Here is a 26,407-nt window from a genome sequence, read left to right on the forward strand (position 1 = left end):
CTTGGGAGATTCTCAGGTGGTCTTGTCCAGGTGCTTCTCGCGGCCCTCGGCGTAGCGTGCGCGGATCGCCGGCACGGCCCGCGGAGCGACGTGCTCGGTGCCCTCGCGGTCCCACTTCGGCGGTGCCTCGGAGCCCGAGGCGGCCCACGCGGCCTGGCGCGCGGCGCCGTCCGCGACGTACTCCCCCGGCGGCGGCACGGCCACCGGGACGCCGAGGACCTCGGCGGCCACGGTGCGGACCGCCTCCGAGGCGGCGGCACCGCCCACGAGCACCGCCCGCTCCGGACGTACGCCGGTGGCGACGATGGCGTCGAGGCCGTCGGCGAGGCTGCACATCAGCCCCTCGACCGCGGCGCGCGCGAGCATCGGGCGGGTCGCCGTGGCGAGGCTGATGCCGTGCAGCGACCCGGTGGCGTCGGGGCGGTTGGGGGTCCGCTCGCCCTCGAGGTAGGGCACCAGCACCAGTCCCCCGGCGCCGCTCGGCGCCTCCAGGGCGAGGGCGGAGAGCGCCTCGTGGTCGACGCCGAGCAGGCGGGCCGTCGCGTCCAGCACCCGGGCGCCGTTGAGGGTCGCCACGAGCGGTAGGAACAGCCCCGTCGCGTCGGCGAAGCCGGCGACCGAGCCGGTCGGGTCGACCGGCGGCACGGGCGTCACCGCCGTGACGACGCCGGAGGTGCCGATCGAGACGACGACGTCGCCCTCGCGCGCGCCCAGGCCCAGTGCCGCTCCGGCGTTGTCGCCCGCCCCGGCGCCGAGCAGGATGCCTGTCGGGGTCGTCCCGGCGACCGCGCCGGGGGCCACGACGCGGGGCAGCCGCGGCACCGAGCCGAAGGCCCGCTCGAGCAGGTCGGTCCGGTAGTCGCCGGTGGCTGCCGACCAGTAGCCCGTGCCGCTGGCGTCGCTCCGGTCGGTGGTCAGGTCGCCCAGGTCGGTGCTGCCCGAGAGCTTCCAGGTCAGCCAGTCGTGCGGCAGGCACACCGCCGCGGTCCGCGCAGCGTGGTCCGGCTCGTGCTCGGCGAGCCAGCGCAGCTTGGTGATCGTGAACGACGCGACCGGCACGACCCCGACGGCCTCGGCCCAGGCGCGGCCGCCCTCCTCGGGGCCGCCGAGCTCGTCGACCAGGTCGCGCGCCGCGCCCGCTGACCGCGTGTCGTTCCACAGCAGCGCCGGGCGTACGACCTCGCCGTCCGCGTCGAGGCAGACCATGCCGTGCTGCTGCCCGCCGACGCTGACGGCGGCGACGTCGTCGAGCCCGCCGGCGTCGGCGACGGCCTCCTGGAGCGCCGCCCACCAGTGGTCGGGGTGCACCTCCGTGCCGGCCGGGTGGGACGCGCGCCCCTGACGCACGAGCGCACCGGTGGCGGCGTCGCGGACGACGACCTTGCAGGACTGGGTGGAGGAGTCGATGCCGGCGACGAGCCGGGGGCCGTGGGTCATGGGCGCGGATGCTAGCCCACGCCTCGTGGCGGGCCGGGAAATGGCGAAGGGCCCGGTCCGAGGACCGGGCCCTTCCATGCGTGGTACCCCCGACCGGATTTGAACCGGCGTTACCGCCGTGAGAGGGCGACGTCCTAGGCCGCTAGACGACGGGGGCTTGCATGTGCTGCTCGAGGAGCAGCGAGCGAAACTCTATCGAACGATGGAGTGCCGCTCCAAATCCTGGCTCTGTGAGCCGGGACTCGCTGGGGTACTAGGACTCGAACCTAGAACAACTGAACCAGAATCAGCCGTGTTGCCAATTACACCATACCCCATGGGGGTATCGGATCGGTGTCCGACCACCCACGCGGTCCCGTCCGGCGCACCTTCCGGAACCGACCCCGAACGTTACACGCGCGGGGGCGGGGCGGCCAAAACGGGGTCCCCCGACGGCGGTGGCACCGCTCCCCCGACCGGTGGTCCCTCGTCGACGAGGCCCATGGCCCTGGCGACCCACGTCGCGAGGGCGAGGTAGACCAACGACTGCGTGAGCGTCGAGAGGATCATCCACCAGCTGCTGCCCCCCTCGGCGTTGAGCGCGGTCGTGAGGTCGCCGAAGGCGAGCGCGAGCCCGAAGGCCAGGAAGTTGTTGAGCACGTGCATCGCGATCGGCGCCTCGAGGCCACCGGTCCTGATCACGAGGATGCCGGCCATCACGCCGAACGCGAACCGGTCGAAGAAGACCGGCCAGTCCTGTGAGAGCCCGTGGAACAGCGCGAAGATCAGCGCCGGGCCGAGGACCGCCAGCGCCTGCGACGCGCGTCGCGCCCACACGAGCGACCCGAACGCCTGGGTGAGGTAGCCGCGGAAGAGGTACTCCTCACCTGCGGCCTGCAACGGGGTCAGCAGGAGGATGACGACCAGGAAGTCACGGGTCCGGGTGGTGAAGTCGTTGACCGCCCCGACCGGTGCGCCCTCCGCCGCCGAGATCGGCAGGACCAGGCTCACCAGGAGCGACGCCAGGAGCGCGACGACGGACAGCCCGAGGCAGACGAGGAGGTAGCGCCAGCGCAGCCGCGGTGCGACCGAGGAGACCCAGCGGGGCTTGAGCCTGTGCAGCCACCACGTCACCAGGAACGTCAGCGGGATGGCCGCGGCGATGATGAGGTTGAGCAGCGCCAGGCCGGTCGGCGTGGCCTCCGTGGTCACGTCGAGCACCGACGATGCCTGGTCGAGGGAGTCGCCGAGGGCCATCAGCACGGCGACCGCGACGGCCCCCGCGACCAGTGGCACGAGCGCGAACACGAGCAGCAGGAGCAGCACCGCGCCCACGAGCGAACGCCAGACTCCCGGCCTCCCGACACGGTGCAGCTGGTGGTACTGCGGCCGGAAGGCCGGGTCCAGGGGTGTCGCCATGGCTCAGTCGGACCCTGCGGCGCCGGAGGCCTCGGACATCGCGTCGTGCAGCCTCGTCATCGAGCGGTCGCGGCCGAGCAGCTCCATCGACTCGAAGAGCGGGGGGCTGACCCGGCGCCCCGTGACGGCGATCCGCACCGGGCCGAAGGCGACCCGCGGCTTGAGCCCGAGGCGCTCGACGAGGGCGACGCGCAGCGCCTCCTCGATGGCCGCGGTGCTCCAGGTGTCGATTCCGGCCAGGGCGTCGTACGCCGCCTTCACGACGTCCTTGCCGGGCCCGTCGAGCTCCTCGTGCCGGACGAAGTCGGCCTCGTCGACGAAGAGGAAGCCGAGCATGGTCGAGGCCTCGGTGAGCTTGTTGATCCGCTCGCCGACGAGCGGCATCGCGAGCTCGAGCATCTGCGCGTCCGCGTCGCTGACCGGGTCTGCGACGACTCCGTCGGCCTTGAGGAACGGCAGCACCCGGTGGGTGATCTCGTCGAGCGGGAGCAGCCGCATCTGTGAGGTGTTGATGGCGTCGGCCTTCTTGAGGTCGAAGCGCGCGGGGTTGGGGTTGACGTCGTCGATGTCGAACGCCTCGACCATCTCCGCCATGGAGAAGACGTCGCGGTCGCCGGAGATCGCCCAGCCCAGCAGGGCGAGGTAGTTGAGCAGCCCCTCCGGGATGAAGCCCTGCTCGCGGTAGGCCAGGGCGTGCGCCTCGGGGTCGCGCTTCGAGAGCTTCTTGTTGCCCTGCCCCATGACGTAGGGCAGGTGGCCGTAGACCGGCACCGACGTCGCGATGCCGAGCTCGACCAGCGCCTCGAAGAGGGCGAGCTGACGGGGCGTGCTGGAGAGGAGGTCCTCGCCGCGCAGGACGTGGGTGATCTCCATCATCGCGTCGTCGACCGGGTTGACGAGGGTGTAGAGCGGATCGCCGTTGGCGCGGGAGAGCGCGTAGTCCGGGACGTTCTCGGTCTCGAAGGTGATCTCGCCGCGGACCGCGTCGTTCCACGTGATCGAGCCCTCGGGCATGCGGAACCGGACGATCGGCTGCCGGCCCTCGGCCTCGAAGGCGGCACGCTGCTCCGCGGACAGGTCGCGGCAGAAGCCGTCGTAGCCCTGCGCCTTGGAGCCCGAGGCCTTGCGGCGCGCCTCGACCTCGTCGTTGCGGCAGAAGCAGTCGTAGGTGTACGACGACGCGCTGAGGTGGGAGAGGACGTCGCGGTAGATGTCGCCGCGCTCGCTCTGCAGGTAGGGGCCGTGCGGACCGCCGACCTCGATGCCCTCGTCCCAGTCGAGGCCGAGCCAGCGCCACAGCTCGAGGATCGCGTCGTAGGACTCCTGCGTGCTGCGCTCCCTGTCGGTGTCCTCCATCCGGAAGACGATCTGCCCACCGTGGTGGCGTGCGAAGGCCCAGTTGAACAGGGCCGTGCGGACCAGGCCGACGTGCGGCGACCCCGTCGGCGAGGGGCAGAAACGGACGCGTACGGGCGTGCTCATCGGGGGCTCTCTCCAGCTCGGCGTGCAACGGGGTTGGTCAGGGCGCCGATGCCGACGATCGAGATCTCGACCTCGTCACCGACCTCCATCGGCCCGACACCCTCGGGGGTGCCGGTGAGGATGACGTCGCCAGGCAGGAGCGTCATCACCGAGGAGACGTGCGCGACGAGGGTCGGCACGTCGAAGATCATGTCGGCGGTGGAGCCGTCCTGGACGAGGTCGCCGTTGAGGTAGGTCTGCACCTGACGACCGTCGTTGAACGCCTGCGGGTCCAGGTCGGTCTCGATCCACGGGCCCAGCGGGCAGAAGGAGTCGAAGCCCTTGGCGCGGGTGAACTGCACGTCGGAGCGCTGCAGGTCGCGGGCGGTCACGTCGTTGGCGATCGTGTAGCCGAAGATCACGTCGGTGGCCTGCTCCGCCGGGACGTCGCGGCAGATGCGGCCGATCACGACCGCGAGCTCGCCCTCGTACTGGAGGTCGCTGGTCTGCGCGGGGTAGAAGATCGGGTCGCCCGGCCCGACGACGGTCGTGTTGGGCTTGAGGAACATCAGCGGCTCGGCGGGCACGTCGTTGCCGAGCTCGGCGGCGTGGGCGGCGTAGTTGCGCCCGATCCCGACGACCTTGCTGCGCGGGATGATGGGGGCCAGGAGCCGGACGTCGGCGAGGCGGTGCTGCTCCTCGAGCAGCTTGATCCCGACGTAGAGCGGGTCGCCCGTCAGGGCGACGACCACGGAGTCCTCGGCGGGCTGGCCGAACTCGTCGACCTCACCGGTGACGACGCCGAAGCGGGGCTCCTCCCCCGTGCTGAACCGACAGATGCGCATGGGTCGACCCTATCGAGACCGCCCACCCCGACACCTACTGCCCGGATGCACGCCTCAGGGCCGCGAGGCTGGCGGCGACGTCGTCGACCGTGGTCGACCAGTTGCTCACGCTCACCCGCAGGACGGCGCGTCCGTGCCAGCGCGAGCCCGTCGTCCACGCCGTGCCCTCGGCCAGCATGGCGTCGACGACCCCGCGGGTGCGGTCGTCGTCGCCGAAGGCCGTGCAGACCTGGGTGAAGACGACGTCGTTGAGCACCTCGGCTCCCTCGATCGCGGCGATCCCCTCCGCGAAGGCCGCAGCGTGGTCGCAGAACCCGTCCACCAGGTCGGCGACCCCGTCGCGACCGAGCGAGCGCAGCACGGCCCACACGGGGAACGCCCGGCCGCGCCGGCTGATCTCGGGCACCTTGTCCAGGGGCTCGCCCGCCTCGCTGAGGATCAGGTAGTCGCCGTGCATGCCCATCGCGGCCCGCAGCGCGGCGCGGTCGCGCACGATCGCGAGCCCGCAGTCGTAGGGCACGTTGAGGGTCTTGTGCGCGTCGGTCGCCCACGAGTCGGCCTGCTCGGCTCCGGCCACCAGGTGGCGGCGGCGCGGTGAGGCGCCCGCGAAGAGCCCGAAGGCTCCGTCGACGTGCACCCATGCCCCCGCGTCGTGGGCGGCGGCGACGGCCTCCTCGAACGGGTCGAACGCACCCGAGTGCACGTTGCCGGCCTGGAGGCACACGATCGTCGGGCGGCCGTCGCCGGCATCCAGGGCGGCGGCGAGCGCAGCCGGCTCGATGCGTCCCTGGTCGTCCGCGGCGACGGGCTCCGGGGCGCCGAGGCCGAGGTAGCGCAGCGCGAGGTCGATCGTGTCGTGGCGCTCGGCACCGACCAGGACGCGTACGCCCGGCGACCCGGCGAGACCGCGCTCGGCGACGTCCCAGCCGGCGCGTCGCAGCACGTCGTCACGGGCGGCCGCGAGACAGGTGAAGTTGGCCATCGTGCCGCCGGTGACGAAGCCGACCGCGCTGCCGGCCGGGAGCCCGAGCAGGTCGACGACCCAGGCCTCGGTGACCTCCTCGACCGCCGTGTGCGCCGGGGTCAGCATCCGGAGGCCGGTGTTCTGGTCCCAGCTGCTGACGAGCCAGTCGACGGCGAGGGCGGCAGGGTGCGTGCCGCCGATCACGAAGCCGAAGAACCTGCCGCTCGGCATCGCGGTCAGTCCCGGCTCGCAGGCCGCCGCGAGCTCGTCGACGACGTCGGCGGGCGGGATCGGGCCGTCCTGCAGGTCGCGCCCCAGCCGGGCGAGCACCTCCTCGGTGTCCGCCCGGGGCGGCACCGGTCGGCCGTCGAGCGAGGCGAGCCACCCGACCGCGTGCTCGTGGGCACGGTCGAGGCCCGAGGTCCGGTCCATGGGGGCAGTGTCCTCCCCGACGGGCCCCCGGTCGAGGGGTCGTCGAGTCGGTCCGGACCAGCTCGCCGCCGTACGGTGACGCCGTGCAGGTGCTGTCGGGACCCGAGTGGCGGGCGCGGGCGGAGGCCCACGCCGCCCGCGTCGACGACGCCGTCGCGCCGCACCTCGCGCGCCGCGCCGGCCAGGTGAAGCACCCCGTCCACGACTTCCTCTTCACCTACTACTCCCAGCGGCCTGCCCAGCTGCGCCGCTGGCACCCCGGGTTCGGGGTCGCGCTCGAGGACGCCGACGAGTACGCCGTGCTCAAGGGGTACGACGGCGACCCGGCGGCGGTGAGCGCGGCGTACGTCGGGTCGCAGCGCCCGCTGCTCGAGCGGCTCCACGCGCTGCTGTCCGCGACGGCCGCGCGGGCACCCCAGCTCGGTTGCTTCGGCCTGCACGAGTGGGCGATGGTGCACCGCTCGGCCGAGCACGGGACACGCCACGACTGGCCCCTGCGGCTCGGCCAGGAGGGCACCGACGCCGTCGTCGAGTCGCACCGGATCGGTTGCTCGCACTTCGACGCGTTCCGCTTCTTCACCCCCTCCGCCCGTCCGCTCAACACGCTGCAGCCGGGGCGCGACGACCGGCCCGACTTCGAGCAACCGGGCTGCCTCCACGCCGGGATGGACCTCTACAAGCACGCCTTCCGGCTGACGCCGATGGTCCCGAGCGACCTGGTGGCCGACTGCTTCGACCTCGCCCGCGACATCCGCGTCCTCGACATGCGCGCCGCGCCGTACGACCTCACCGGCCTGGGCTTCGAGCCGGTGCGGATCGAGACGGCCGACGGCAAGCGGGAGTACGCCGATGCGCAGCGCGGGTTCGCCGAGCGCGGGGCGCCGCTGCGGCAGCGCCTCGTCGAGGAGTGCGAGCGTCTGCTGGCGGTCGTGCCCGCCGTTGCCTCCGCGCCCGTCGGGGCTCAGAACTCGTAGCCGAAGGCCTCGATGGTGTCGGCGAAGACCTCCGCGACCCGCTGCTCCGAGGCCGGCGAGTAGAGCTCGCGGTAGTGGCCGGCGGGACGGGCGTTGCCCTTGGCGCGCGGCAGGTCCGGCTCCCCCGGCAGGCCGAGGTGGTCCCAGACCTCCTGCAGCTCGGTCGCGAGGTTCTCGTAGCGCAGCACCCGGTCGAGCGCCATCTTGCCGCGGATGCGGTAGAGCCGGCGGTTGTTGGCGAGCTGCTCGATCCAGATCTCCTGGACGTAGGTCTCGAAGTCGGGGAGCTCGTCGCGGTCCTTGTACTTCCAGAAGTAGAGCGAGACGACCGCGTCCCACGGGTTCCGCTCGATCGCGAAGGTGTAGTAGTCGGCGAAGGTGTCCGCGCCGACCAGGTCGCGGGTCGCCTTGGCGCCCATGTGGTTGTACGCCTTGCGCGGGAGCGGCGGCGACTGGAAGTTCTGCGGGGGCCGACCGCCCGCCGCCTGGCGCAGCCTCTCGTCCTCGGGGCTGATCTCGGTGATGACGTCGTCCGGCCCGCACACCTTCGACAGCGCGATCTCCACGCTCGTGCCCGCGGTCTTGCGGGTCTTGAGGAAGATGAAGCGGTGCTGGTGGGACGCGATCACGGCACGACCCTATCCGTCGGGGTGGGCCGTCGGGTCGGGCCTCAGGTGCGGTCGTCCTCCGAGAGCAGCTCGTCCTCGACCGCACCGCCGTAGCCCTCCCGCTCGGGATCGCCGTGCATGCCGCCGCTGACGGCGTACTCCTCCTCGGGCGACAGCACGAGGCGGTGGCGGCCGTACATGCCGAAGGCCAGCAGGCCGAGGGCGTAGAGCACCACGATGGTGATGATCGCGGGCCGGTAGGTCGGGTTGATGAGCACCGCGACGAACGTGACGCCGGCGATCGCGAACGCCACCCACGCGCCGGCGGTGCCGACGGGGCTGACGTAGGGCCGGCTGGCGTGGGGGAACTTCCGCCGCAGGAGCACGAACGAGACCATCTGCAGCATGTAGGCGAGCACCGCGCCCCAGACCGCGATGTTGAGGACGATGTCCCCCGCGCCGCCCACGTTGTCGACCGCGACCAGGGCGGCGTACCCGATGAGGGCGCCGGCGAGCAGCGCGACCCACGGGGTCTTGCGGTCGCCGGTGAGCGAGAGGAACTTCGGGTAGTAGCCGGCCCGCGACAGGGAGTACATGTTGCGGCCGTAGGCGTACATGATCCCCTGCAGGCTGGCGAGCAGGCCGATCAGCGCGAAGGCCGACAGGACCGCGGCCCAGCCGTCGGGCATGAAGGCCCGGAACCCCGCGAGCAGGGGCTCGCCGGTGGCCGCCTCGTCCGACCCGTCGAGCCCGCTCATGGCGTACGAGCCGGTGACGGCGGGGTTGAGGAAGAGCACGATTGCGCCGCACGCCACGAGCGTGACCAGGCCCCAGATGCCGGCCTTGGGGATGTCGTTGGTGGGGTCGTGCGCCTCCTCCGCCGCCAGCGGCAGCTCCTCGATGCCGAGGAAGAACCACATCGCGAACGGCAGGGCGTAGAGGATGCCCATCACGCCGAACGGCAGGAAGGTCGAGTTGCCGGCCTCGGGCTCGATGTCGAGCAGGTTGCCGAAGTCGACGGCGCCGTTCGCGATCGCCAGGATGCCGAACAGCGCGATGATGCCGACCGAGATGAAGGCGACCACGAGGGCGAAGCGGAACGATGCCTCCGCACCCCACGAGTTCAGCCCGACGAAGACGGCGTAGAGGATGATCCACCACAGCCAGCCGGGCATGCTCAGCCCGAACAGGTCGTCGGTGACGGCGTCGGCGTAGCCGGCCGAGAAGTAGACGACCACCCCGGTGGTGGCGACGTACTCGATCGTCTCGGCGAACCCGGTGACGAAGCCGCCCCACGGCCCCATCGCGGCCCGCGCGAAGGAGTAGGCACCGCCGGTGTGCGGCATGGCCGCCGACATCTCGCCGATGGAGAACAGCATCCCGAAGTACATGACGACGATGAGGAGCGTGGCGACGAACAGCCCGCCCCAGCCGCCCTCGCCGAGCCCGAAGTTCCAGCCGGAGAAGTCGCCGGAGATGACGGCCGCGATGCCGATGCCCCAGATCCCCCAGAAGCCGGCGGAGCGCTGCAGCTGCCGCTTGTCGAAGTAGCCGTCGTCCGCGTGGTGGTAGCTCACACCGGAGACGTTGAGGGATTCCTTGCTCATGTCGGACGCTCCTGGGACGGGGGCCGCGGGCCTGGTCGCATGACGGGGTCTGCCTTGGCCGGGACGCTAGACCTGTCAATGGCAGGGCGGCAATACCTTTGGACCGGAGTTTTCGTGGAGGAAACACAGGCCGCTCCGTGCTCGTGCGCTCGCAATGGTTGACTCCACCCCACAATGGGCGCATAACTGGTCGCACCCGCCCCACCCTGTTCCACCCCTTCGCCCCACAGGAGGCGCCATGGCGCGCAACAAGGGACTGCTCACCCTCGACGAGCTCGGCGCGCTGGTGGACGCCGGCGAGATCGACACGATCGTCGTGGGCTTCGCGGACATGCAGGGCCGCCTCGTCGGCAAGCGGGTCTCCTCGCGGCTGTTCATGGAGGAGGTCGCGCCGCACGGCGCGGAGTGCTGCAACTACCTCCTCGCCGTCGACATCGAGATGAACACCGTCCCCGGCTACGCCATGTCGGGGTGGGAGCGCGGCTACGGCGACATGGTCATGCGACCCGACCTCTCGACGCTGCGGCTGACGCCCTGGTTGCCCGGTTCCGCGCTGGTGATGGCCGACCTCGAGTGGCACGACGGCTCCCCCGTCGCCGCCGCACCGCGCAGCATCCTCCAGCGCCAGGTCGACCGGCTCGCCGAGCGCTCGCTCGTGCCGTACGCCGGCACCGAGCTCGAGTTCATGGTCTTCGACGACAGCTTCCGCGAGGCCCACGGCAAGGGCTACACCGGCCTGCGGGCGGCCAGCGACTACAACATCGACTACGCGATGCTCGGCTCGACCCGGATGGAGCCGCTGCTGCGTGACATCCGCCTCGGCATGGAGGGCGCGGGGATGTACTGCGAGGGCTCCAAGGGCGAGTGCAACCTCGGCCAGCAGGAGATCGCGTTCCGCTACGACCACGGCCTGGTCACCTGCGACAACCACACGATCTACAAGAACGGGTCGAAGGAGATCGCCGACGCGCACGGCAAGTCCCTGACGTTCATGGCGAAGTACGACGAGCGCGAGGGCAACAGCTGCCACATCCACCTCTCGGTGCGCGGCGACGACGGCTCCGCGGTGATGGCCGACGACGACCGGCCCCACGGCATGTCGCAGCTCTTCGAGCACTGGACCGCCGGGCAGATCGCCTGCATGCGTGAGCTGACGCTCCTGTTCGCACCGACCATCAACTCCTACAAGCGCTACGTCGAGGGCAGCTTCGCCCCGACGGCGGTCGCGTGGGGCATGGACAACCGCACCTGCGCGCTGCGCGTGGTGGGGCACGGCCTCGGCATGCGCCTGGAGAACCGCGTCCCCGGGGGCGACGTCAACCCCTACCTCGCGGTCTCCGCGATCATCGCCGCGGGACTCCACGGCCTCGAGCACGAGCTGCCCCTCGGGCCCGCCCTCGAGGGCAACGCCTACACCAGCGACGTCGAGCGCCTCCCCACGACGCTGCGCGAGGCGGCCGACCTCTTCGAGCAGTCCGCCGTGGCCCGCGCGGCCCTCGGCGACGAGGTGGTCGAGCACTACGTCAACAACGCCCGCGTCGAGCTCAAGGCCTACGACGCGGCCGTCACGGACTGGGAGCGGGTGCGCTGCTTTGAGCGGATCTGACCCCGCTCCCTCCCCCACTCCGCGCGCCGCCGGGTCCCGCCGCCCCGTCGTCGGCGTGACGACGTACGTCGAGCGCGCCCGGCAGGGCGTGTGGGACGTGCCGGCCGCCTACCTGCAGTACGCCTACGTCGAGCTCGTCACCCACGCCGGGGGCGTCCCGGTGCTGCTGCCTCCCCCGGGCGTCGGCGCCACCCCGGTCGACGTCCTCGACCGGGTGGACGCACTCGTGCTCTCCGGCGGCCGCGACGTGGACGCCCGCCGCTACGGCGCCGAGCCGCACGCCACCGCGGACCCGCCCGCCACGGACCGCGACGAGTGGGAGCTGGCGCTCACCCGCGAGGCGCTGGACCGCGGCCTGCCGCTGCTCGGCATCTGTCGCGGGGCGCAGGTCCTCGCGGTCGCGCTCGGCGGGACGCTCGTGCAGCACGTGCCCGACCTGCCCGCCGCAGGCGCGCACAAGCACGGTCCGGGCGAGTTCGCCACGCACACCGTGCGCACGGTCGACGGCAGCCGCGTCGCGACGGCTCTCGGCGGCGACGCGGTCGTGTCCTGCTACCACCACCAGGCCGTGGAGCGCCTGCCCGAGGGCCTGCGCGCGACGGCGTACGCCGAGGACGGCGTCGTCGAGGGCGTGGAGCTGGACGGCGAGGGGTTCGCCGTCGGTGTGCAGTGGCACCCCGAGCAGACGCTGGACGACCTGCGGCTGATGCAGTCGCTGGTCGCCGCCGCACGAGACCAGTGGGACCGGACGATCCCTCGGACGATGAAGGAGAAGGTGTGACCACCGCGATGTTCGACATCGTCAACCCGGCCGACGAGTCGGTCGTGACGAGCGTCCCCGAGCAGGGGGCCGAGGCCGTCGACGAGGCCGTCGCCCGGGCCGGGACCGCGCAACGGAGGTGGGCCGCGCTCGCACCCGCCGAGCGCGCCGGCGCCCTCCGCGACTTCGCCGCCGTTGTCGACGCGCACGTCGACGAGCTGGCCGACCTGGAGGTCCGCAACTCGGGGCACCCGATCGGCCAGGCGGAGTGGGAGGCCGGCCACGTCCGCGACGTGCTCACCTACTACTCCGCCGCACCCGAGCGCCTCTTCGGCAAGCAGGTCCCGGTCGCCGGCGGCCTCGACATCACCTTCGCCGAGCCGATCGGCGTCGTCGGCGTGGTGACGCCGTGGAACTTCCCGATGACGATCGCGTCCTGGGGCTTCGCGCCGGCCCTGGCCGCCGGCAACGCCGTCGTCCTCAAGCCGGCCGAGTGGACGCCGCTGACCTCGCTGCGCCTCGCCGAGCTCGCCATCGAGGCCGGGCTGCCCGACGGCCTGCTGCAGGTCGTCACCGGCAAGGGCTCGGTCGTCGGCGAGCGGCTCGTCGACCACCCGGGCGTCCGCAAGGTCGTCTTCACCGGCTCCACGACCACCGGCACCCGGGTCATGGCCCGCGCAGCCGCGCAGGTCAAGCAGGTCACCCTCGAGCTCGGCGGCAAGAGCGCCAACATCGTCTTCGCCGACAGCGACCTCGAGAAGGCAGCCGCCACCGCGCCCTACGGCGTCTTCGACAACGCCGGCCAGGACTGCTGCGCCCGCAGCCGGATCCTGGTGCAGGCCTCGGTCGTGGACAGGTTCATGGAGCTCCTCGAGCCCGCGGTCGCCGGCGTGCGCGTCGGCGACCCCCGCGACCGCGACACCGAGATGGGCCCCTTGGTCTCCCGCGCCCACTGGGAGAAGGTCTCCTCCTACGTCCCCGACGACGCTGCCGTGGCGTTCCGCGGGAGCGCACCGGACGGGCCGGGCTTCTGGTTCCCGCCGACCGTGCTGACGCCCTCGCGCGAGGACCGGACCGCGCGCGAGGAGATCTTCGGGCCCGTGGTCGCCGTCCTGCCGTTCGAGGACGAGGCCGATGCCATCGCGCTGGCCAACGACTCGGACTACGGGCTGTCCGGCTCGATCTGGACCCGCGACCTGTCCCGCGCCGTACGTGTCAGCCGCGCGGTCGAGGCCGGCAACCTGTCGGTCAACTCGCACTCCTCCGTGCGCTACAGCACGCCGTTCGGCGGGTTCAAGCAGTCCGGCGTCGGGCGCGAGCTCGGCCCTGACGCCCCGCTGTCGTTCACCGAGACCAAGAACGTCTTCATCGCGATCGACCCCGACCCCGCTTCCGACCCAGCCCCCCAGGAGCAGCCATGACCGTCACCCCCGTCGACCTCACCCAGCGGTTGCGCGACCGGGTCGCCATCGTCACCGGCGGCGCGTCCGGCATCGGCCTGGCCTCGGCCCGCCGGCTCGCCGCGGAGGGCGCGCGCGTCGTCGTCGCGGACCTCGACCCGGAGACGGGCGGGGCCGCGGCCGAGGAGGTCGGGGGCACCTTCGTCGCGGTCGACGTCTCCGACCGGGAGCAGGTCGACGCGCTCTTCGACTCCGTCGCGTCCTCGCACGGGTCGGTCGACATCGCGTTCAACAACGCCGGCATCTCGCCGCCGGAGGACGACCTCATCGAGTCCACCGACCTCGACGCCTGGGACCGCGTCCAGCTGGTCAACCTCACGTCGGTCTACCTGTGCTGCCGCGCGGCGCTGCGCCACATGGGTCCGCAGCAGCGCGGCTCGATCATCAACACGGCGTCGTTCGTGGCGGTGATGGGCTCGGCGACCTCGCAGATCTCCTACACCGCCTCCAAGGGCGGCGTGCTGGCGATGTCGCGCGAGCTCGGGGTGCAGTACGCCCGCTCGGGCATCCGCGTCAACGCGCTGTGCCCCGGGCCGGTGAACACGCCCCTGCTGCAGGAGCTGTTCGCGAAGGACCCCGAGCGTGCTGCGCGCCGGCTCATCCACGTCCCGGTGGGCCGCTTCGCCGAGCCCGAGGAGCTCGCCGCCGCCGTGGCGTTCCTCGCCAGCGACGACGCGTCCTTCATCACCGCCACGAGCTTCCTGGTCGACGGCGGCATCCACGCGGCGTACGTCACGCCGCTGTGAGCGACCGGACGTCGCCATGACTGAGCCGCGCCTCGCCGAGGAGACGTTCTTCCGGCCCGTCCGGCCGGGGAACGCCTTCGAGGACACGGTGCAGCGGCTGCTCCAGACGATCAGGCTCGGGGTCGTCGCACCGGGCGACTCGCTGCCCTCGGAGCGGGAGCTGGCCGTACGCCTCGGCGTCAGCCGCGACACGGTGCGCGAGGCGCTGCGCTCGCTCGGTGAGGCGGGGTACGTCGTCGCGCGCCGCGGCAGGTACGGCGGGACCTTCGTCGCCGACGACCTGCCCCATCCGGAGCCGGACGCGGCCGGGCCGGACCCGGCCGACCTGGAGGAGATCCTGGCGCTGCGCGAGGTGCTGGAGGTCGGTGCCGCGCGTCTCGCCGCGTCCCGGACGCTGGCGGCGCCCGAGCGCGACCTGCTGTGGCGAGCGCTGGAGGAGGTCACCGGCGCCGCGCCCGTCGACTACCGGCGCCTGGACTCGCGCCTGCATTTGGTGGTCGCGGAGATCACCGGGGTCCGGTCGCTCGTCACCCTCGTGGCCGACAACCGCATGCGGATCAACCAGTACCTCGACGGCATCCCGCTCATCGAGCGCAACATCGCGCACTCCGACGAGCAGCACCGCACGCTGGTGACCGCGATCCTGGCCGGTCAGCCCGAGGCTGCGGCGGCCGCGACCGAGGAGCACCTGGCCGGGTCGGCGGCACTGCTGCGCGGCTTCCTGGCGTGACGTGGGGGCACGGGCGTCGGCGGCGGTCGCTAGCGTGCGGCGCATGGGCGAGCCGATGGACGCGACCGGGCAGCACTTCCGCGGCGAGGACTGGTACGCCGAAGAGCTGGGTGCGGCCAGGTTCGTGGACTGCACCTTCACCGACGTCGACCTGACCGAGGCGAGCACGACCGGCGCGACGTTCGAGTCGTGCACCTTCCACGGCGGCCGGTTCAACGCGTCGACCCACACGGCGACGGCGTTCGTCGGGTGCACCTTCCGGCGCACGTCGTTCTTCGACGCCACGCTCGACGGCTGCAAGCTCGTCGGCTCGAGCTTCGAGGAGTGCACGATGCGCCCGCTGACGGTGAGCGGCGGGGCGTGGCTCGGCGTGACGATCCGCGGCACCAACCTCGCCCGGCTCGACCTCACCGGCGTCGACCTGCGCGAGGCCGACCTGTCGCTGTCCGACCTCACCCTCGCGGTGCTGGCGCGGGCGCGACTGGACCGGGCCGTGCTTCGGGAGGCCACCCTCGACCGCGCGGACCTGCGCGGCGCGAGCCTCGACGGGATCGACCTCACCGCTGCCACGCTCAACCGGACGCGTCTCGACGTGGCGGGCGCGGTGCTCCTCGCCGAGCTGCACGGCGCCGACGTGGACCCGACGGCCTAGGCCACCCGCGCGCGCAGCCCGTCGATCACCAGGTCGAGCCCGAGGTCGAAGTCCGGCAGCGACTCCAGCGACCGCTCGACCGCGCCGAGGCGCACGGCCTGGCGCGCGGTCTGCTCCTCGAAGGCGTGGCCGAAGACGTAGTGCACGAGGGTGCGGGAGGCGACGGCCACCAGCTCGTCCGGGACCCCTGCGTCGGTCAGGACCTTCTCGAGGTCGGTGACGGGTCCTGCCGCTCCGAGCCCGAACGCCCACACCGTCGCGACGACGTCCGCCCCGTCGGTGACCGCGAGCATGGCGTGGCGCAGCTCGGCGCAGATCTCGCGCAGCTGCTCGGGCCACGCCACGGCCGTCCGAGGACGAGTGCCGCGGGCGAGGATCTCGTCGGCCACCGCGGCGAGCAGCACCTGCTTGCTCTCGAAGTGGTGGTAGATCGCGCTGGGCTGGACCTCGAGCTCGGTGCCCAGCCGGCGCATCGTCAGCGACGCGAGCCCGCCCCGGTCGAGCAGGGACAGCGCGTGGGCGAGCACGTCCTCGCGGCGGTTCGGCACCGCGGCCCCCTCTCGCGTACGTGTCCCGGCGTTGACGCGGACACCCGTCGTCCCTAACCTGAACACCGTTCAACTGATCACCGTTCAGGTAGAGGAAACACCGCCATGAGCACGCGCCGCAACCCCGGTACCGACATCGCCCTCATCGCCGCCTTCGCGGCACTCGTCGCGGTGTGCGCCCTGCTGCCGGCGATCAAGGTGGCCGGGCCCGTGCCGATCACGCTCCAGACCTTCGCGGTCCTGCTCTCCGGGGCGGTCCTCGGGGCACGGCGTGGCTTCCTCGCCGTCCTGCTCTACGTCGCGGCGGGTGCCGCCGGCCTCCCGATCTTCTCCGGCGGCGCGGCCGGCCTCGCGGTGCTCACCGGCCCGACCGCCGGCTACCTCGTGGGGTTCCCGCTCGCAGCCGGGCTGTGCGGTGCGATCGTCGAGCGCCTCCCCCGCCGTTCGCTCGTGAGCGCCGTCGCGATCTTCTGCGCCGGGCTGGCCAGCTCGGCGATCTTCATCCACACCTGCGGCATGGCCGGCCTGGTGCTGCGCGCCGACCTCACCTGGGGGCAGGCGTGGGACGTCGACAAGATCTTCTGGCTCGGCGACGTGCTCAAGAACGTCGCGATGGCACTCGTCGCCACGGCCGTGCACCGTGCGTTCCCCGACATGCTCGCGCGGCCCGTGGCCGCGGGTGCCGCACGGCAGCGCGAGGGCACGCCCGCCGCGTGAGCGACATCCGCCTGGAGCAGGTCACCGTCTCGGTCCCCACGCACGACGGCGACCGGCAGATCCTCGGCGAGACCTCGCTGCACCTGACCGAACGACGCGTCGCGCTCGTCGGGCCGAACGGCTCCGGCAAGTCGACCCTCGCGCGCCTGCTGAACGGCCTCGTCCCGGCGACGACCGGACGGGTCGTGGTGGACGGGCTCGACGTCGCCCGCCAGGGCCGCGAGGTACGCCGTCGCGTCGGCTTCGTCTTCACCGACCCGGCCGCGCAGCTCGTCATGCCGACGGCTCGCGAGGACGTCGCGCTGTCGCTGCGGCGTACGCACCGGGACAGGGCGCAGCGCCTCGCGGCGGCCGACCGGGTGCTGGCCGACTTCGGGCTCGACGGCTTCGGCGACCGCAGCGTGCACGGGCTGTCCGGCGGGGAGGGACAGCTCCTCGCGCTCGCCGGCGTGCTCGCGACCGAGCCGTCGGTCGTGGTGGCCGACGAGCCGACGACGCTCCTCGACCTCGCCAACAGCCGCCGGATCGGCGACCTGCTGCTCTCGCTGCCGCAGCAGGTCGTCGTCGTCACCCACGACCTCGAGCTCGCCGCACGCTGCGACCGCGTCCTGCTGGTGCGCGCAGGCCGGGTCGAGCGCGACGGCGAGCCCGCCGAGGTGGTCGAGCACTACCGGGCCCACGCGTGAGCGCGCAGCTGCTCGGTCTCCACCAGCCGGGCACCACGCTGCTGCACCGGCTGGCCGCCGGCGCCAAGCTGGTCGGGCTGGTGGTGGCGAGCCTGGTGGTGGTCGCGGTCCGCGGGCCGGTCTCGGCGCTCGGGTTCCTCGCCCTCGCCGTGGCCCTGCTCGTCTGGTCGGGCGCCCGCCTGGGCCTGACCCTGCGGGCGATGCGCTGGCTGCTGCTGACCGCCGCGATCCTCGGCGCCTGGACGGTGTGGCAGGACGGGTGGCCGCGCGCCGTCGAGGTCGTGGGCGACCTGGTCGCGCTCATCCTGCTCGCGACGACGCTGACGGTGACCACGCCGGTCGACGAGGTGATGGACGCCGTCGCACGCGGGCTGCGGCCGCTGCGACGGGTCGGGGTCGACCCCGAGGCCGTCGCGCTCGCGTTCTCGCTCATGCTGCGCGCGATCCCGTCGACGATCACGCTGGCCGAGGAGTCGCGCGACGCCGCCGTCGCCCGGGGGCTCGAGCGGTCGCCGCGGGCCCGGCTGATCCCCTTCGTGGTGCGCGTCGTCGCGCGGGCCCGGGACACCGGCGACGCGCTGCATGCGCGGGGGATCGGCGACTGAGCGTGTTGTGTCGCTGGAGTCACCGGATATCCGGTGACCGCCCTGCTTCGAGGTAGAGATCTCTACCTCGAAGCACGGATCTCGGGTGCGCAGCCGCCACCCGGAAGGGCGCGCGGACCGCCCTCGGGACCGCGGCCGACACCTCACCAGCCGGGTGGGCGCCTGTCCGCCCACGGGGACGCCTGCTCGACCTGCGCGGCGAGACCCAGCAGGAGCTCCTCCTCCGCCGGCCGGGCGGCGAGCATGACGCCCACCGGCAGCCCGTCGTCGGTCCAGTGGAGCGGCAGCGACACGGCCGGCATGCCGGTGACGTTCCACGCGCTGGTCCAGGGGGTGAACGCCTTCTGCGCGGCGAAGTCGCGGGCTGGGTCCGCGTCGTCGCGCAGCGCGCCGACCGGGGCAGGCGGGGCGGCCAGTGTCGGGGTCAGCACGATGTCGTACGCCGCAAGTGCCGTGAGCGCGGCGGCTGCGTGCTGGCGCAGCCGTCCGATCGCCAGCCCGAGCTCCGGTCCGCTGACGGCGTGGCCGAGCCCGCCGAGCCACCGGGTCAGCGGCCGCAGGCGGTCCTCACGACCGGGCGGTGCGGGCGACAGCGCGGTGGGGACGGCCCAGCAGGTCTCGAAGTCCGCGACGGCCTCCGGCGGGATCGGGACGGGGACGTCCTCGACGTCGTGGCCGAGGGAGGCGAGCAGGACCGAGGCGTCCTCCCACGCAGCGACGCTCGCCGGGTGCACCTCGACGTCGGCGATGACCGGGGTGACGAAGCGCGCGACGCGGAGCCGGCCGGGCTCGCGGTCGCAGGCGTCGAGGAAGGTGCCGGACGGAGGGGGTGCCCAGTACGGGTCGCCGACCCGGCGCCCGGCGAGGACGTCGAGGAGCGCGGCGGCGTCGCGGACCGTACGAGCGAGGGTGCCCGCCGTCGCGAGGCCGACGGGGTCGCCGTACGTCGGTGCTCCGCTGACGCGCCCCCGGGTCGGCTTGAGGCCCACGAGCCCGCAGCAGGAGGCGGGGATCCGGATCGAGCCGCCCCCGTCGGAGCCGGGCGCGACCGGGAGCAGGCCCGCGGCCACTGCGGCACCGGCTCCGCCCGACGACCCGCCGGCCGTACGGCTGCGGTCCCACGGCGTCACGGCGGGCGGCGCCACGTCGGGCTCGGTGTAGCAGGGCGAGCCGAACTCCGGGGTGTTGGTCTTGCCCAGGCTCGGCATGCCGGCGGCCTCGACCGACAGCACGAGCGCGTCGGACTGCTCGGGGACGAAGTCGTCGTAGGCCGCGGAGCCGAAGGTGGTCCGTACGCCCGCGGTGGGGTGCAGGTCCTTGATGCCGGTCGGGACGCCCCACAGCGGACCTGCGTCCGTGGGGCGTCCCGACTCGGTGAGGGCACGCGCGTGCTCGCGCGCCCGGTCGTGCGTGGTGGTGATGAAGGCGCCGACGTCGTCGGCACGGCCGGCGTAGTGCTCGACCAGGTCGAGCGGCGACACCTCGCCGCGGCGTACGGCGTCGCCCTGCTCGAGCGCGGTCAGGTCGTGGAGCACGTCACCGACCGTAGCCCCACCGCCGGTCGAGCGTGCTGCGGATCAGGCCGCGACCTCGACCTGGTGCGCGACGAGGGCGTCGAGGGCACCGAGGAACCGGCGCACGGCGGCCTCGTCCTCCAGCGGGTCGCCGTCCACGGCGGGCTCGTCGACCACGATGTCCTCGACCACGACGGCCCCCGCGATGGTGGCCGAGTGGCGGGCGTGCTCGTGGGACCACTTGCCGCCGTACGGCGTGGGCGTGGCGCCGATGGCTGCGAAGGGCTTGCCGACGATGGCGCCCTGTCCGTAGGGCCGCGAGAGCCAGTCGATCGCGTTGTTGAGCACGGCCGGCATGGTGCCGTTGTACTCGGGCGTCACGGCGAGGACACGGTCAGCCTGCGCGACGGCCTCGCGCAGCGCGACGGCGCTGGCGGGCGCCTCGGGGCCGTCGATCTCCTCGTTGTAGAACGGGACCTCGGTGAGGCCGGGGACGACGTCGACGACGACGCCCTCGGGGGCGTTGTCGCGGAGGTGCTCGGCGATGCGGCGGTTGAGGGAGCCCTCGCGGAACGAGCCGAGGAGGACAGCGACGCGGGTGTGGTGAGTGGTCATGACGGTCGAAACGGACCGCGGTCCGCTTCTATTCCGGTGGATCGGAACTTTCTTCCGCCTACTCTTGGCCGCGTGACCCACCTGCTGCCGCTCGCGGACGATCCCGCGCCGGAGCGGGCCGACGCGGCGCGCAACAGACAGGCGATCCTCGCAGCGGCCCTGCACCTCGTGGAGACCCGGGGGGTCGCGTGCGTGACGATGGACACGGTCGCGTCCGAGGCGGGCGTCGGCAAGGGCACGCTCTTCCGCCGCTTCGAGAGCCGCGAGGGCCTGATGGCCGCCGTGCTCAACGAGTCCGAGACCGCGTGGCAGGCGAGCGTGATCTCCGGTCCCCCGCCGCTCGGGCCCGGCGCCCCCGCGATGGAGCGCCTGCACGCCTTCGGCCACTCACGGCTGCGCGCCAACCTCGTCCACGCCGACCTCATCGCCGCGGCCGGGGCGCCCGGCACCCGGTCGGTCGCGGCACTGTCGTTCGCCAACATGCACGTGCGCTACCTGCTCGGCGAGCTCGGCGTGACCGGCGACCTGCTGATGCTCGCGACGGCAGTGCTGGCGCCGCTGGAGATGATCGTGCTCGAGCAGCAGGTCAACCGCGAGCAGATCTCGCTCGAGCGCATCGAGGCGGGCTGGGACGACCTCGTGCGCCGCATCGTCGGCTGCTAGCGCGCCCCGGCGACCGCCACGAAGCCGCCGATCGCCCAGAGGGCGGCTCCCACCACGAGCGCCGCGAGCGGGACCCACCACGTGCTGCGCCGGCGTACCCACCGCACGACGACCACCACCAGCGCCGCCACGTAGACCACCCAGGGCGACACGGCCGCGATGCCGAGGCCGACGGTGATCTGCTCGCTGCTGCACTGCACGCTGCCGATGCAGCCGTCGGACGCCATGCCGAAGAACAGGCCGAAGATGGACGCGAACGGCACCAGCAGCGCGAGCGCGAGCATCTCGACCACGGTGACCGTGCGGTCCGCGGTGCGGGAGCGGTCGTACGCCTCGGGCTGGCTCACCGGCACAACCTAGACGAGTCAGCGCTGGTGGCGCCGCAGGCCGAACGTCAGGCCGTCGACGAGGGCGCCCCACGACGCCTCGATCACGTTGGCGCCGACCCCGACCGTCACCCACGACGACTCGCCGTCGGTGGTCTCGATCAGCACGCGCGTGATCGCGTCGGTCCCGTGGCCCTGGTCGAGGATGCGGACCTTGTAGTCGATCAGCTCGAACTTCGCGACCTCCGGGAACGCCTGCCCGATCGCCTCGCGCAGCGCCGCGTCGAGGGCGTTGACCGGGCCGTTGCCCTCGCCGGTGACGACGTAGCGCACCCCCTCCGCGCGCAGCTTGACCGTGGCCTCGGAGATCGCCTCGCCGTCCGGACGGGTCTCGGTGATGACGCGCCACGACTCGACGTCGAAGTACGCCGGGCGCGCGCCCTCGACCTCCTCGGCGAGCAGCAGCTCGAAGGACGCGTCCGCCGCCTCGAAGGTGTGCCCCCGCTGCTCCATCGCCTTGACGCGGTCGGTCACCCGGGTGACGAGCTCGCGGTCGGCGCTCAGGTCGTAGCCGAGCTCCCTGCCCTTGAGCTCGATCGACGCGCGCCCGGCCATGTCGGAGACCAGCAGGCGCATGTCGTTGCCGACACCGACGGGGTCCATGTGCTGGTAGAGGTCGGGGTCGACCTTGATGGCGCTGGCGTGCAGCCCCGCCTTGTGCGCGAAGGCCGACGTGCCGACGTACGGCTGGCGCGAGGCCGGCGGGACGTTGGTGACCTCGGCGACGGCGTGGGCGATCCGGGTGGCCTCCCGCAGCAGCCCCTGCGGCAGGACGGTGCGGTCCAGCTTGAGCTCGAGGTTGGCGACCACCGTGACGAGGTCGGCGTTGCCGGTCCGCTCGCCGTAGCCGTTGATGCAGCCCTGCACGTGCGTCGCGCCGGCCGCGACCGCGGCCAGCGAGTTCGCGACGGCGCACCCGCTGTCGTTGTGGGCGTGGATGCCGACGCGGGCGCCGGTCGTGTCGATGACGTCGAGGACGACCTCGGAGACCCAGTCGGGGAGCATGCCGCCGTTGGTGTCACAGAGCGCGACGACCTCGGCGCCGGCCTCCGCGGCGGTGCGCAGGACCTCCAGGGCGTACGCCCGGTTGGCCCGGTAGCCGTCGAAGAAGTGCTCCGCGTCGAGGAAGACGGTCTGCCCCTCCTCGCGCAGGTGCGTGACGGTGTCGCGGACCATCGCGAGGTTCTCCTCGAGCGTGGTCCGCAGCGCGAGCTCGACGTGCCGGTCGTGCGACTTCGCGACGAGCGTGACGACCCCGGCGCCGGAGTCGCGGAGCGCGCCGACCAGCGGGTCGTCCGCGGCGCGTACGCCCGCGCGCCGCGTGCTGCCGAAGGCCGCGAGCCTCGCGTGCCGGAGCTCGAGCTCCTGCGACGCGCGGCGGAAGAACTCGGTGTCCTTGGGGTTCGAGCCCGGCCAGCCGCCCTCGATGTAGCCCACGCCCAGGCCGTCCAGCTGCCGCGCGATGGTCAGCTTGTCGGCGACCGAGAGGTTCAGCCCTTCCTGCTGGGCGCCGTCGCGAAGGGTGGTGTCGTAGACGTGGAACGAGCCGTGCAGGTCCATCGGAGCGGTCCCTCGGTCGGTGCGGACATGAAAAAACCTCCTGGGGTGCAGGAGGTCGGCGCGGCGGGGAGTCCCGTCGCGCTAGGCAATGATGATCGTGACGATCGTGCTGGTGCTCACGGGAGCATCGTGCCACCGGTCCCCGCGGCGTGAGACGTACGTCTCGGGATCTGGTCCCTCCGGCCGATGAGCGCTCGCCGCCCGCCCCCTAGGCTCGCCTCCCATGCGGTGGTGGCAGCGGGAGTCGGCACGTCAGGGACTGGCGGGGATCGGGGTCGTGGTCGGGCTCTTCCTCCCCGGTGAGCCCCTCCTGGTCTACCTCGGCGCGTGGGGGCTCTACGGGCTCATCTACCTCGCGCTGACCTGGCTCAGCGTGCGGGTGGGCGGCCGGTCGGGGTTAGTCGCGATGTCGCGGCAGTCGAGGCGGCTCAGCCGCGCCGAGCGGTGGGTGGCGACCTCGCCGGAGAAGTTCGCGCAGACCGCGGCGGTGATCGCGCTGGTCGCTGTGATCCTGGTGATGCCCCGGGCCGACGAGCAGGGCGCCGCCGAGGCGTACGTCCTCGCCGTGTGCCTCGTCGGGGTCGTGGCCTCCTGGCTGATGCTGCAGGTCGGGTTCCTGATGACCTACGTCGGCATCGACAGCGAGGTGCGCGGGCTGGCGTTCCCTGCGCAGCCGGACCCCGGGGTCGTCGACTACCTCTACTTCACGGTGTCCGTGGGGACGACCTTCGGCACGACGGACGTCGAGGTCCGCAGCACCGAGATCCGGCGGCAGGTGCTCGCGCACGGCGTGCTCGCGTTCGTGTTCAACACGCTCGTGCTGACCGTGGCGATCACGTTCACGACGAACTACCTGGGCTGAGCACCCGCCTGCCGGGTCCGGCGGTGTCCTAGGCGGTGCCGTCGGGCTCCTCGTCGAGCACCTCGGAGTCGAGCAGGACGGTGTCGTCGGCGTCGGGGTCCTCGACGACGTGGACGGCCGCCTCCTCGGCTCCGGCGGCGGCACCGTCGATGCCGACGTCCTGGGCGACGAGGTCCTTCTCGGTGTCGGTCCGTACGCCCTCGTCCTCGGCGACGAGGCGACCGGCGCGGTCACCGTCGGCCTCGGTCTGGTCGAGCTCGGCCTGCACGGCCTCGCCGTCGGAGGAGTCCTCGGCGACCAGCGGGGCGAGGTCGCCGCGCTCGGCCTCGGCCTCGGCGACGTCGTACGGGTCGGGCTCTGGGACCTCCTGCTCGACCCGCTGGTCGAGCGACTCCCCCATGCTCTCCTCGAGCGGCGTGTTGCCGTATCCCTGCGCGGCCGACCACTTCTCCGGCGGCGAGTAGCCCTCGTCGAGCGGCTCCGCGAGCCCGCGGTCGTCGACGAGGCTGTCGCCCTCGCCCTGCGGCTGGTTCTCGTCGTCGACGCTGTAGCCGTGGTAGCTCTCGTTGTCGGTCGGGTCACCCGTGATGTCGACGGCGGGGTCCGTCCCGATCTCGGTCTCGACGTCCGGCTGCTCGGAAGTCATGGTGCCTCCTCGTGGTGTGCGTGAGCCCCTGTTGTACCCACTCATGCGCCCGGCACGCCGTGACGTACGCCGCGGCTAAATACGGCTCAGAGCCAGCCCGGCAGCCGCACGTCGGAGAAGGGGGCGTTCTCGTACGGCGCCCAGTCCGTCCCCTGCGCCGACGCGGCTGCGCCGAGGCCGGTGCCCGTCGCGGCGACCAGGAGGGTGACGAGCAGCCACGGGACGCCGCGCCGGGCGAGCGGATCGGCGACGCGGCGGATCGGCGAGCGCAGGCGTTCGGAGCCCGGTCCCCACCAGAGACCGAGGGCGAAGAAGGCGCCGACCAGCCCGAGCGAGGTGACCATCGAGACCGAGGCGGCGAAGCAGAGCAGGGCGATCGCGGCACCGATGCCGAGGCTCCACATCAGGAGCAGGAGCGTGCCGCCGAGCCCCGCGACGACGTGCCAGGGGGCGGCCAGCAGCAGCTGGACGCCGTCGTACCACTTGGCCCCGCGCCGCTGACGTCGGCTGCCGGCCGACGCCGCGGCCAGGGACCCGCTGCGCAGCAGCCACACGGCGATGAACACCACGGCGAGCGTCAGGTAGGGCGCGAACGCGACCCCGCCGGCCACCACGCCGCCCAGCGCGAGGAGCGAGACGCCACGGCGCAGGCGCTCCCCTGCGGGCACGTTCTCGCGGGCGGGCGCGCCGTACTCGGGCGAGACCCACTCGGTCGAGCCGTCGGGCAGGACGCGCGTCTGCCGGTGCGGGACGGTGGTCGCCCCGTCCTCACCGAAGCGGTCGTCGACGAAGCGGTCCTCGACGAAGCGGTCGTCGTGGAGGTCCTGCGTCTCGGACGCCCAGTCCGACGACCAGTGGACGGGCTCGTGGAACGGTTCCTCGAGCAGGCCGGCCCCGGTGACGGGCTGCGCCTCGACCTCGGTCGGAGCGTGCAGTGCCTGCTGGGCGACCGCGACGTAGGGCAGGGTCACGGGCGCGGCGGTCGTACGCGCCGCGCGTGCGGTCAGCGGCTGGCCCGGGACGTGGTCCACGGAGGCCAGCGCGTCGATCCAGTCGCGGACCTCGTCCAGAGAGGGCCGGTCGGCGGCGGCCGGCGCGAGCGCCTCCTCGACCAGGTCCCGCAGCATCGGGTCGAGCCCGGTCAGGTCGTGCTCGCCGCGCCGGACGCGGTCCATGATCGCCACCGACGGGCCGCGCCCGAACGGCGCGCGGCCGGTGCCGGCGTACGCCACCGTGGCCGCCCACGCGTGCACGTCGGAGGCCGCCGTGGCGTCCTCGCCGTGGAGGATCTCGGGGGCGAGGTAGCCCGGCGTGCCGAGCAGCCAGCCGTTCATCGTGATCCGCGAATCATCAGCGACCCGTGCCAGCCCGAAGTCGATGAGGATCGGCGTACGTCCCTCCATGATGACGTTCGACGGCTTGATGTCGCGGTGCAGGACGCCGACCGCGTGGACGGCGTCGAGCGCCTCGGCGAGGCAGTCGGCGAACCACAGCAGGTCGTCGCCCTCCAGCGCGCCCTCCTCCTGGACGTGGTCGTGCAGCGACAGGCCGGGGACGTAGCGCGTGGCGACGTAGGGGATCTCGCCCCAGGGGTCCGCGTCGACGATCTCGGCGATGCGGCGGCTGCGGACGCGGGTGAGCGAGCCGACCTCGCGCGCGAGGCGGCGGCGGGCCTCGTCGTCGCCGACGACGTGGGGACGCAGCACCTTGATCGCGACGGGCCGCTCCCCCGGCTTCTGGCCGAGGTGCACGACACCCATGCCGCCCTCGCCCAGCCGCGCGCGGAGGGCGTAGCCGCCGACGGTCAGGCCGGGCGGCGGCGCTTGCGGGGACGTCGTCACGTCCTGAGGATACGGGCGGGCGGGACCGATCGGCCCGATCCACGAGCGTGCCGCGGTGTCGGACCCGTGCGTCACGATGGGCTC

General features: G+C 72.9%; 26 protein-coding genes and 2 tRNA genes. 12 read left to right on the forward strand and 16 right to left on the reverse strand.

What is annotated here, in order from left to right; all coding sequences use genetic code 11:
- Positions 1-12: 12 nt before the first annotated feature.
- From xylB to F4692_RS00510, 7 genes are all read right to left on the reverse strand, one after another.
- Positions 13-1,437, reverse strand: coding sequence for a xylulokinase (gene xylB / locus F4692_RS00480; RefSeq protein ID WP_179617704.1), 1,425 nt, complete (start codon positions 1,435-1,437; stop codon positions 13-15).
- Positions 1,438-1,518: 81 nt separating this feature from the next.
- Positions 1,519-1,594 (reverse strand) — tRNA-Glu (locus F4692_RS00485).
- Between the two features lie 88 nt (positions 1,595-1,682).
- Positions 1,683-1,754 (reverse strand) — tRNA-Gln (locus tag F4692_RS00490).
- A gap of 73 nt (positions 1,755-1,827) precedes the next feature.
- Positions 1,828-2,835, reverse strand: coding sequence for a CPBP family intramembrane glutamic endopeptidase (locus F4692_RS00495; RefSeq protein WP_179617705.1), 1,008 nt, complete (start codon positions 2,833-2,835; stop codon positions 1,828-1,830).
- 3 nt (positions 2,836-2,838) lie between these two features.
- A complete protein-coding gene (gene gltX, locus F4692_RS00500) occupies positions 2,839-4,317 on the reverse strand; it encodes a glutamate--tRNA ligase (RefSeq protein WP_179617706.1) in 1,479 nt (492 codons plus the stop codon).
- Positions 4,314-5,141 carry a fumarylacetoacetate hydrolase family protein gene (locus F4692_RS00505; protein ID WP_179617707.1) on the reverse strand — a complete coding sequence of 276 codons (828 nt, stop codon included), beginning with the start codon at positions 5,139-5,141 and terminating at the stop codon, positions 4,314-4,316. The genes gltX and F4692_RS00505 overlap by 4 nt, the downstream gene beginning before the upstream one ends.
- A 34-nt stretch (positions 5,142-5,175) precedes the next feature.
- Positions 5,176-6,537 (reverse strand): pyridoxal phosphate-dependent decarboxylase family protein, encoded by a 1,362-nt coding sequence (locus F4692_RS00510; RefSeq protein WP_179617708.1) that lies wholly within the window; start codon positions 6,535-6,537, stop codon positions 5,176-5,178.
- 83 nt (positions 6,538-6,620) lie between these two features.
- Between F4692_RS00510 and F4692_RS00515 the strand changes: the two genes are divergently transcribed.
- Positions 6,621-7,511, forward strand: a complete 891-nt coding sequence (locus tag F4692_RS00515; RefSeq protein ID WP_179617709.1) for a 3-methyladenine DNA glycosylase — start codon at positions 6,621-6,623, stop codon at positions 7,509-7,511.
- Here F4692_RS00515 and F4692_RS00520 read toward each other — a convergent pair.
- Both F4692_RS00520 and F4692_RS00525 read right to left on the reverse strand, forming a co-directional pair.
- Positions 7,499-8,140, reverse strand: a complete 642-nt coding sequence (locus tag F4692_RS00520) for a sulfotransferase family protein (RefSeq protein WP_179617710.1) — start codon at positions 8,138-8,140, stop codon at positions 7,499-7,501. The two genes, F4692_RS00515 and F4692_RS00520, sit on opposite strands and share 13 nt — an antisense overlap.
- A 41-nt stretch (positions 8,141-8,181) precedes the next feature.
- Positions 8,182-9,726, reverse strand: a complete 1,545-nt coding sequence (locus tag F4692_RS00525; protein ID WP_179617711.1) for an amino acid permease — start codon at positions 9,724-9,726, stop codon at positions 8,182-8,184.
- Positions 9,727-9,964: 238 nt separating this feature from the next.
- Between F4692_RS00525 and F4692_RS00530 the strand changes: the two genes are divergently transcribed.
- From F4692_RS00530 to F4692_RS00555, 6 genes are read left to right on the forward strand one after another with little or no spacing between them, the layout of a single operon-like run.
- Positions 9,965-11,332, forward strand: coding sequence for a glutamine synthetase family protein (locus tag F4692_RS00530; protein ID WP_179617712.1), 1,368 nt, complete (start codon positions 9,965-9,967; stop codon positions 11,330-11,332).
- A 55-nt stretch (positions 11,333-11,387) separates the two neighbouring features.
- Positions 11,388-12,113 carry a gamma-glutamyl-gamma-aminobutyrate hydrolase family protein gene (locus tag F4692_RS00535; protein WP_308645090.1) on the forward strand — a complete coding sequence of 242 codons (726 nt, stop codon included), beginning with the start codon at positions 11,388-11,390 and terminating at the stop codon, positions 12,111-12,113.
- Entirely contained in the window at positions 12,110-13,513 is a 1,404-nt protein-coding gene (locus F4692_RS00540; RefSeq protein WP_308645091.1) for an aldehyde dehydrogenase family protein, read from the forward strand. The genes F4692_RS00535 and F4692_RS00540 overlap by 4 nt, the downstream gene beginning before the upstream one ends.
- Positions 13,510-14,298: a 3-oxoacyl-ACP reductase gene (locus tag F4692_RS00545; protein WP_179617714.1), complete on the forward strand. Its 789-nt coding sequence runs from the start codon at positions 13,510-13,512 to the stop codon at positions 14,296-14,298. The genes F4692_RS00540 and F4692_RS00545 overlap by 4 nt, the downstream gene beginning before the upstream one ends.
- Before the next feature lie 16 nt (positions 14,299-14,314).
- A complete protein-coding gene (locus F4692_RS00550; RefSeq protein WP_179617715.1) occupies positions 14,315-15,028 on the forward strand; it encodes a FadR/GntR family transcriptional regulator in 714 nt (237 codons plus the stop codon).
- Positions 15,029-15,071: 43 nt separating this feature from the next.
- A complete protein-coding gene (locus F4692_RS00555; RefSeq protein ID WP_257029412.1) occupies positions 15,072-15,680 on the forward strand; it encodes a pentapeptide repeat-containing protein in 609 nt (202 codons plus the stop codon).
- On the opposite strand, the gene F4692_RS00560 is transcribed toward F4692_RS00555, so the two are convergent.
- On the reverse strand, positions 15,677-16,228 hold the full coding sequence (locus tag F4692_RS00560; RefSeq protein ID WP_179617716.1) for a TetR/AcrR family transcriptional regulator C-terminal domain-containing protein: 552 nt from the start codon (positions 16,226-16,228) through the stop codon (positions 15,677-15,679). The genes F4692_RS00555 and F4692_RS00560 overlap by 4 nt on opposite strands.
- Positions 16,229-16,333: 105 nt before the next feature.
- On the opposite strand from F4692_RS00560, the gene F4692_RS00565 reads away from it, so the two are divergent.
- The 3 genes from F4692_RS00565 to F4692_RS00575 are packed head-to-tail and all read left to right on the forward strand — an operon-like array spanning position 16,334 to position 18,236.
- The gene (locus tag F4692_RS00565; protein WP_179617717.1) at positions 16,334-16,945 is read left to right on the forward strand and encodes a biotin transporter BioY; all 612 of its coding nucleotides are present in this window, start codon (positions 16,334-16,336) and stop codon (positions 16,943-16,945) included.
- Positions 16,942-17,631 (forward strand): energy-coupling factor ABC transporter ATP-binding protein, encoded by a 690-nt coding sequence (locus F4692_RS00570; protein WP_179617718.1) that lies wholly within the window; start codon positions 16,942-16,944, stop codon positions 17,629-17,631. Before F4692_RS00565 ends, F4692_RS00570 begins: the two co-directional genes overlap by 4 nt.
- The gene (locus F4692_RS00575) at positions 17,628-18,236 is read left to right on the forward strand and encodes a CbiQ family ECF transporter T component (protein WP_179617719.1); all 609 of its coding nucleotides are present in this window, start codon (positions 17,628-17,630) and stop codon (positions 18,234-18,236) included. The genes F4692_RS00570 and F4692_RS00575 overlap by 4 nt, the downstream gene beginning before the upstream one ends.
- A gap of 143 nt (positions 18,237-18,379) precedes the next feature.
- On the opposite strand, the gene F4692_RS00580 is transcribed toward F4692_RS00575, so the two are convergent.
- Together F4692_RS00580 and F4692_RS00585 are read right to left on the reverse strand one after the other, a co-directional pair.
- Complete coding sequence (locus tag F4692_RS00580) at positions 18,380-19,771, reverse strand: amidase (RefSeq protein WP_179617720.1); 1,392 nt, start codon at positions 19,769-19,771, stop codon at positions 18,380-18,382.
- 42 nt (positions 19,772-19,813) lie between these two features.
- Positions 19,814-20,365 (reverse strand): NADPH-dependent FMN reductase, encoded by a 552-nt coding sequence (locus F4692_RS00585; protein WP_179617721.1) that lies wholly within the window; start codon positions 20,363-20,365, stop codon positions 19,814-19,816.
- Positions 20,366-20,437: 72 nt separating this feature from the next.
- Between F4692_RS00585 and F4692_RS00590 the strand changes: the two genes are divergently transcribed.
- Positions 20,438-21,028, forward strand: coding sequence for a TetR/AcrR family transcriptional regulator (locus F4692_RS00590; RefSeq protein WP_179617722.1), 591 nt, complete (start codon positions 20,438-20,440; stop codon positions 21,026-21,028).
- Here F4692_RS00590 and F4692_RS00595 read toward each other — a convergent pair.
- Both F4692_RS00595 and cimA read right to left on the reverse strand, forming a co-directional pair.
- Positions 21,025-21,375, reverse strand: coding sequence for a hypothetical protein (locus tag F4692_RS00595; RefSeq protein WP_179617723.1), 351 nt, complete (start codon positions 21,373-21,375; stop codon positions 21,025-21,027). The two genes, F4692_RS00590 and F4692_RS00595, sit on opposite strands and share 4 nt — an antisense overlap.
- 18 nt (positions 21,376-21,393) lie before the next feature.
- Entirely contained in the window at positions 21,394-22,974 is a 1,581-nt protein-coding gene (gene cimA / locus F4692_RS00600) for a citramalate synthase (RefSeq protein WP_179617724.1), read from the reverse strand.
- Between the two features lie 223 nt (positions 22,975-23,197).
- Here cimA and F4692_RS00605 point away from each other — a divergent pair, with 223 nt between their 5' ends.
- The gene (locus F4692_RS00605) at positions 23,198-23,836 is read left to right on the forward strand and encodes a DUF1345 domain-containing protein (protein WP_179617725.1); all 639 of its coding nucleotides are present in this window, start codon (positions 23,198-23,200) and stop codon (positions 23,834-23,836) included.
- 28 nt (positions 23,837-23,864) lie between these two features.
- Here the strand turns inward: F4692_RS00605 and F4692_RS00610 are convergent, their stop codons facing one another.
- Together F4692_RS00610 and F4692_RS00615 are read right to left on the reverse strand one after the other, a co-directional pair.
- Positions 23,865-24,482, reverse strand: a complete 618-nt coding sequence (locus F4692_RS00610; protein ID WP_218858115.1) for a DUF5709 domain-containing protein — start codon at positions 24,480-24,482, stop codon at positions 23,865-23,867.
- A gap of 86 nt (positions 24,483-24,568) precedes the next feature.
- Positions 24,569-26,323 carry a serine/threonine protein kinase gene (locus F4692_RS00615; protein WP_179617726.1) on the reverse strand — a complete coding sequence of 585 codons (1,755 nt, stop codon included), beginning with the start codon at positions 26,321-26,323 and terminating at the stop codon, positions 24,569-24,571.
- Positions 26,324-26,407 lie beyond the last annotated feature (84 nt).

It is taken from the genome of Nocardioides cavernae, from assembly GCF_013410035.1.
Classification (GTDB): domain Bacteria; phylum Actinomycetota; class Actinomycetes; order Propionibacteriales; family Nocardioidaceae; genus Nocardioides; species Nocardioides cavernae_A.

Bases quoted from the DNA above. Each gene is read 5' to 3' on its own strand.
- F4692_RS00550 (WP_179617715.1), top strand. From the start codon at position 14,315: ATGACTGAGCCGCGCCTCGCCGAGGAGACGTTCTTCCGGCCCGTCCGG.
- F4692_RS00525 (WP_179617711.1), bottom strand. From the start codon at position 9,726: ATGAGCAAGGAATCCCTCAACGTCTCCGGTGTGAGCTACCACCACGCG.
- F4692_RS00505 (WP_179617707.1), bottom strand. From the start codon at position 5,141: ATGCGCATCTGTCGGTTCAGCACGGGGGAGGAGCCCCGCTTCGGCGTC.
- F4692_RS00565 (WP_179617717.1), top strand. From the start codon at position 16,334: ATGAGCACGCGCCGCAACCCCGGTACCGACATCGCCCTCATCGCCGCC.
- F4692_RS00605 (WP_179617725.1), top strand. From the start codon at position 23,198: ATGCGGTGGTGGCAGCGGGAGTCGGCACGTCAGGGACTGGCGGGGATC.
- F4692_RS00610 (WP_218858115.1), bottom strand. From the start codon at position 24,482: ATGACTTCCGAGCAGCCGGACGTCGAGACCGAGATCGGGACGGACCCC.
- xylB (WP_179617704.1), bottom strand. From the start codon at position 1,437: ATGACCCACGGCCCCCGGCTCGTCGCCGGCATCGACTCCTCCACCCAG.
- F4692_RS00495 (WP_179617705.1), bottom strand. From the start codon at position 2,835: ATGGCGACACCCCTGGACCCGGCCTTCCGGCCGCAGTACCACCAGCTG.
- F4692_RS00530 (WP_179617712.1), top strand. From the start codon at position 9,965: ATGGCGCGCAACAAGGGACTGCTCACCCTCGACGAGCTCGGCGCGCTG.
- F4692_RS00510 (WP_179617708.1), bottom strand. From the start codon at position 6,537: ATGGACCGGACCTCGGGCCTCGACCGTGCCCACGAGCACGCGGTCGGG.
- F4692_RS00555 (WP_257029412.1), top strand. From the start codon at position 15,072: ATGGGCGAGCCGATGGACGCGACCGGGCAGCACTTCCGCGGCGAGGAC.
- F4692_RS00545 (WP_179617714.1), top strand. From the start codon at position 13,510: ATGACCGTCACCCCCGTCGACCTCACCCAGCGGTTGCGCGACCGGGTC.
- cimA (WP_179617724.1), bottom strand. From the start codon at position 22,974: ATGGACCTGCACGGCTCGTTCCACGTCTACGACACCACCCTTCGCGAC.
- F4692_RS00585 (WP_179617721.1), bottom strand. From the start codon at position 20,365: ATGACCACTCACCACACCCGCGTCGCTGTCCTCCTCGGCTCGTTCCGC.
- gltX (WP_179617706.1), bottom strand. From the start codon at position 4,317: ATGAGCACGCCCGTACGCGTCCGTTTCTGCCCCTCGCCGACGGGGTCG.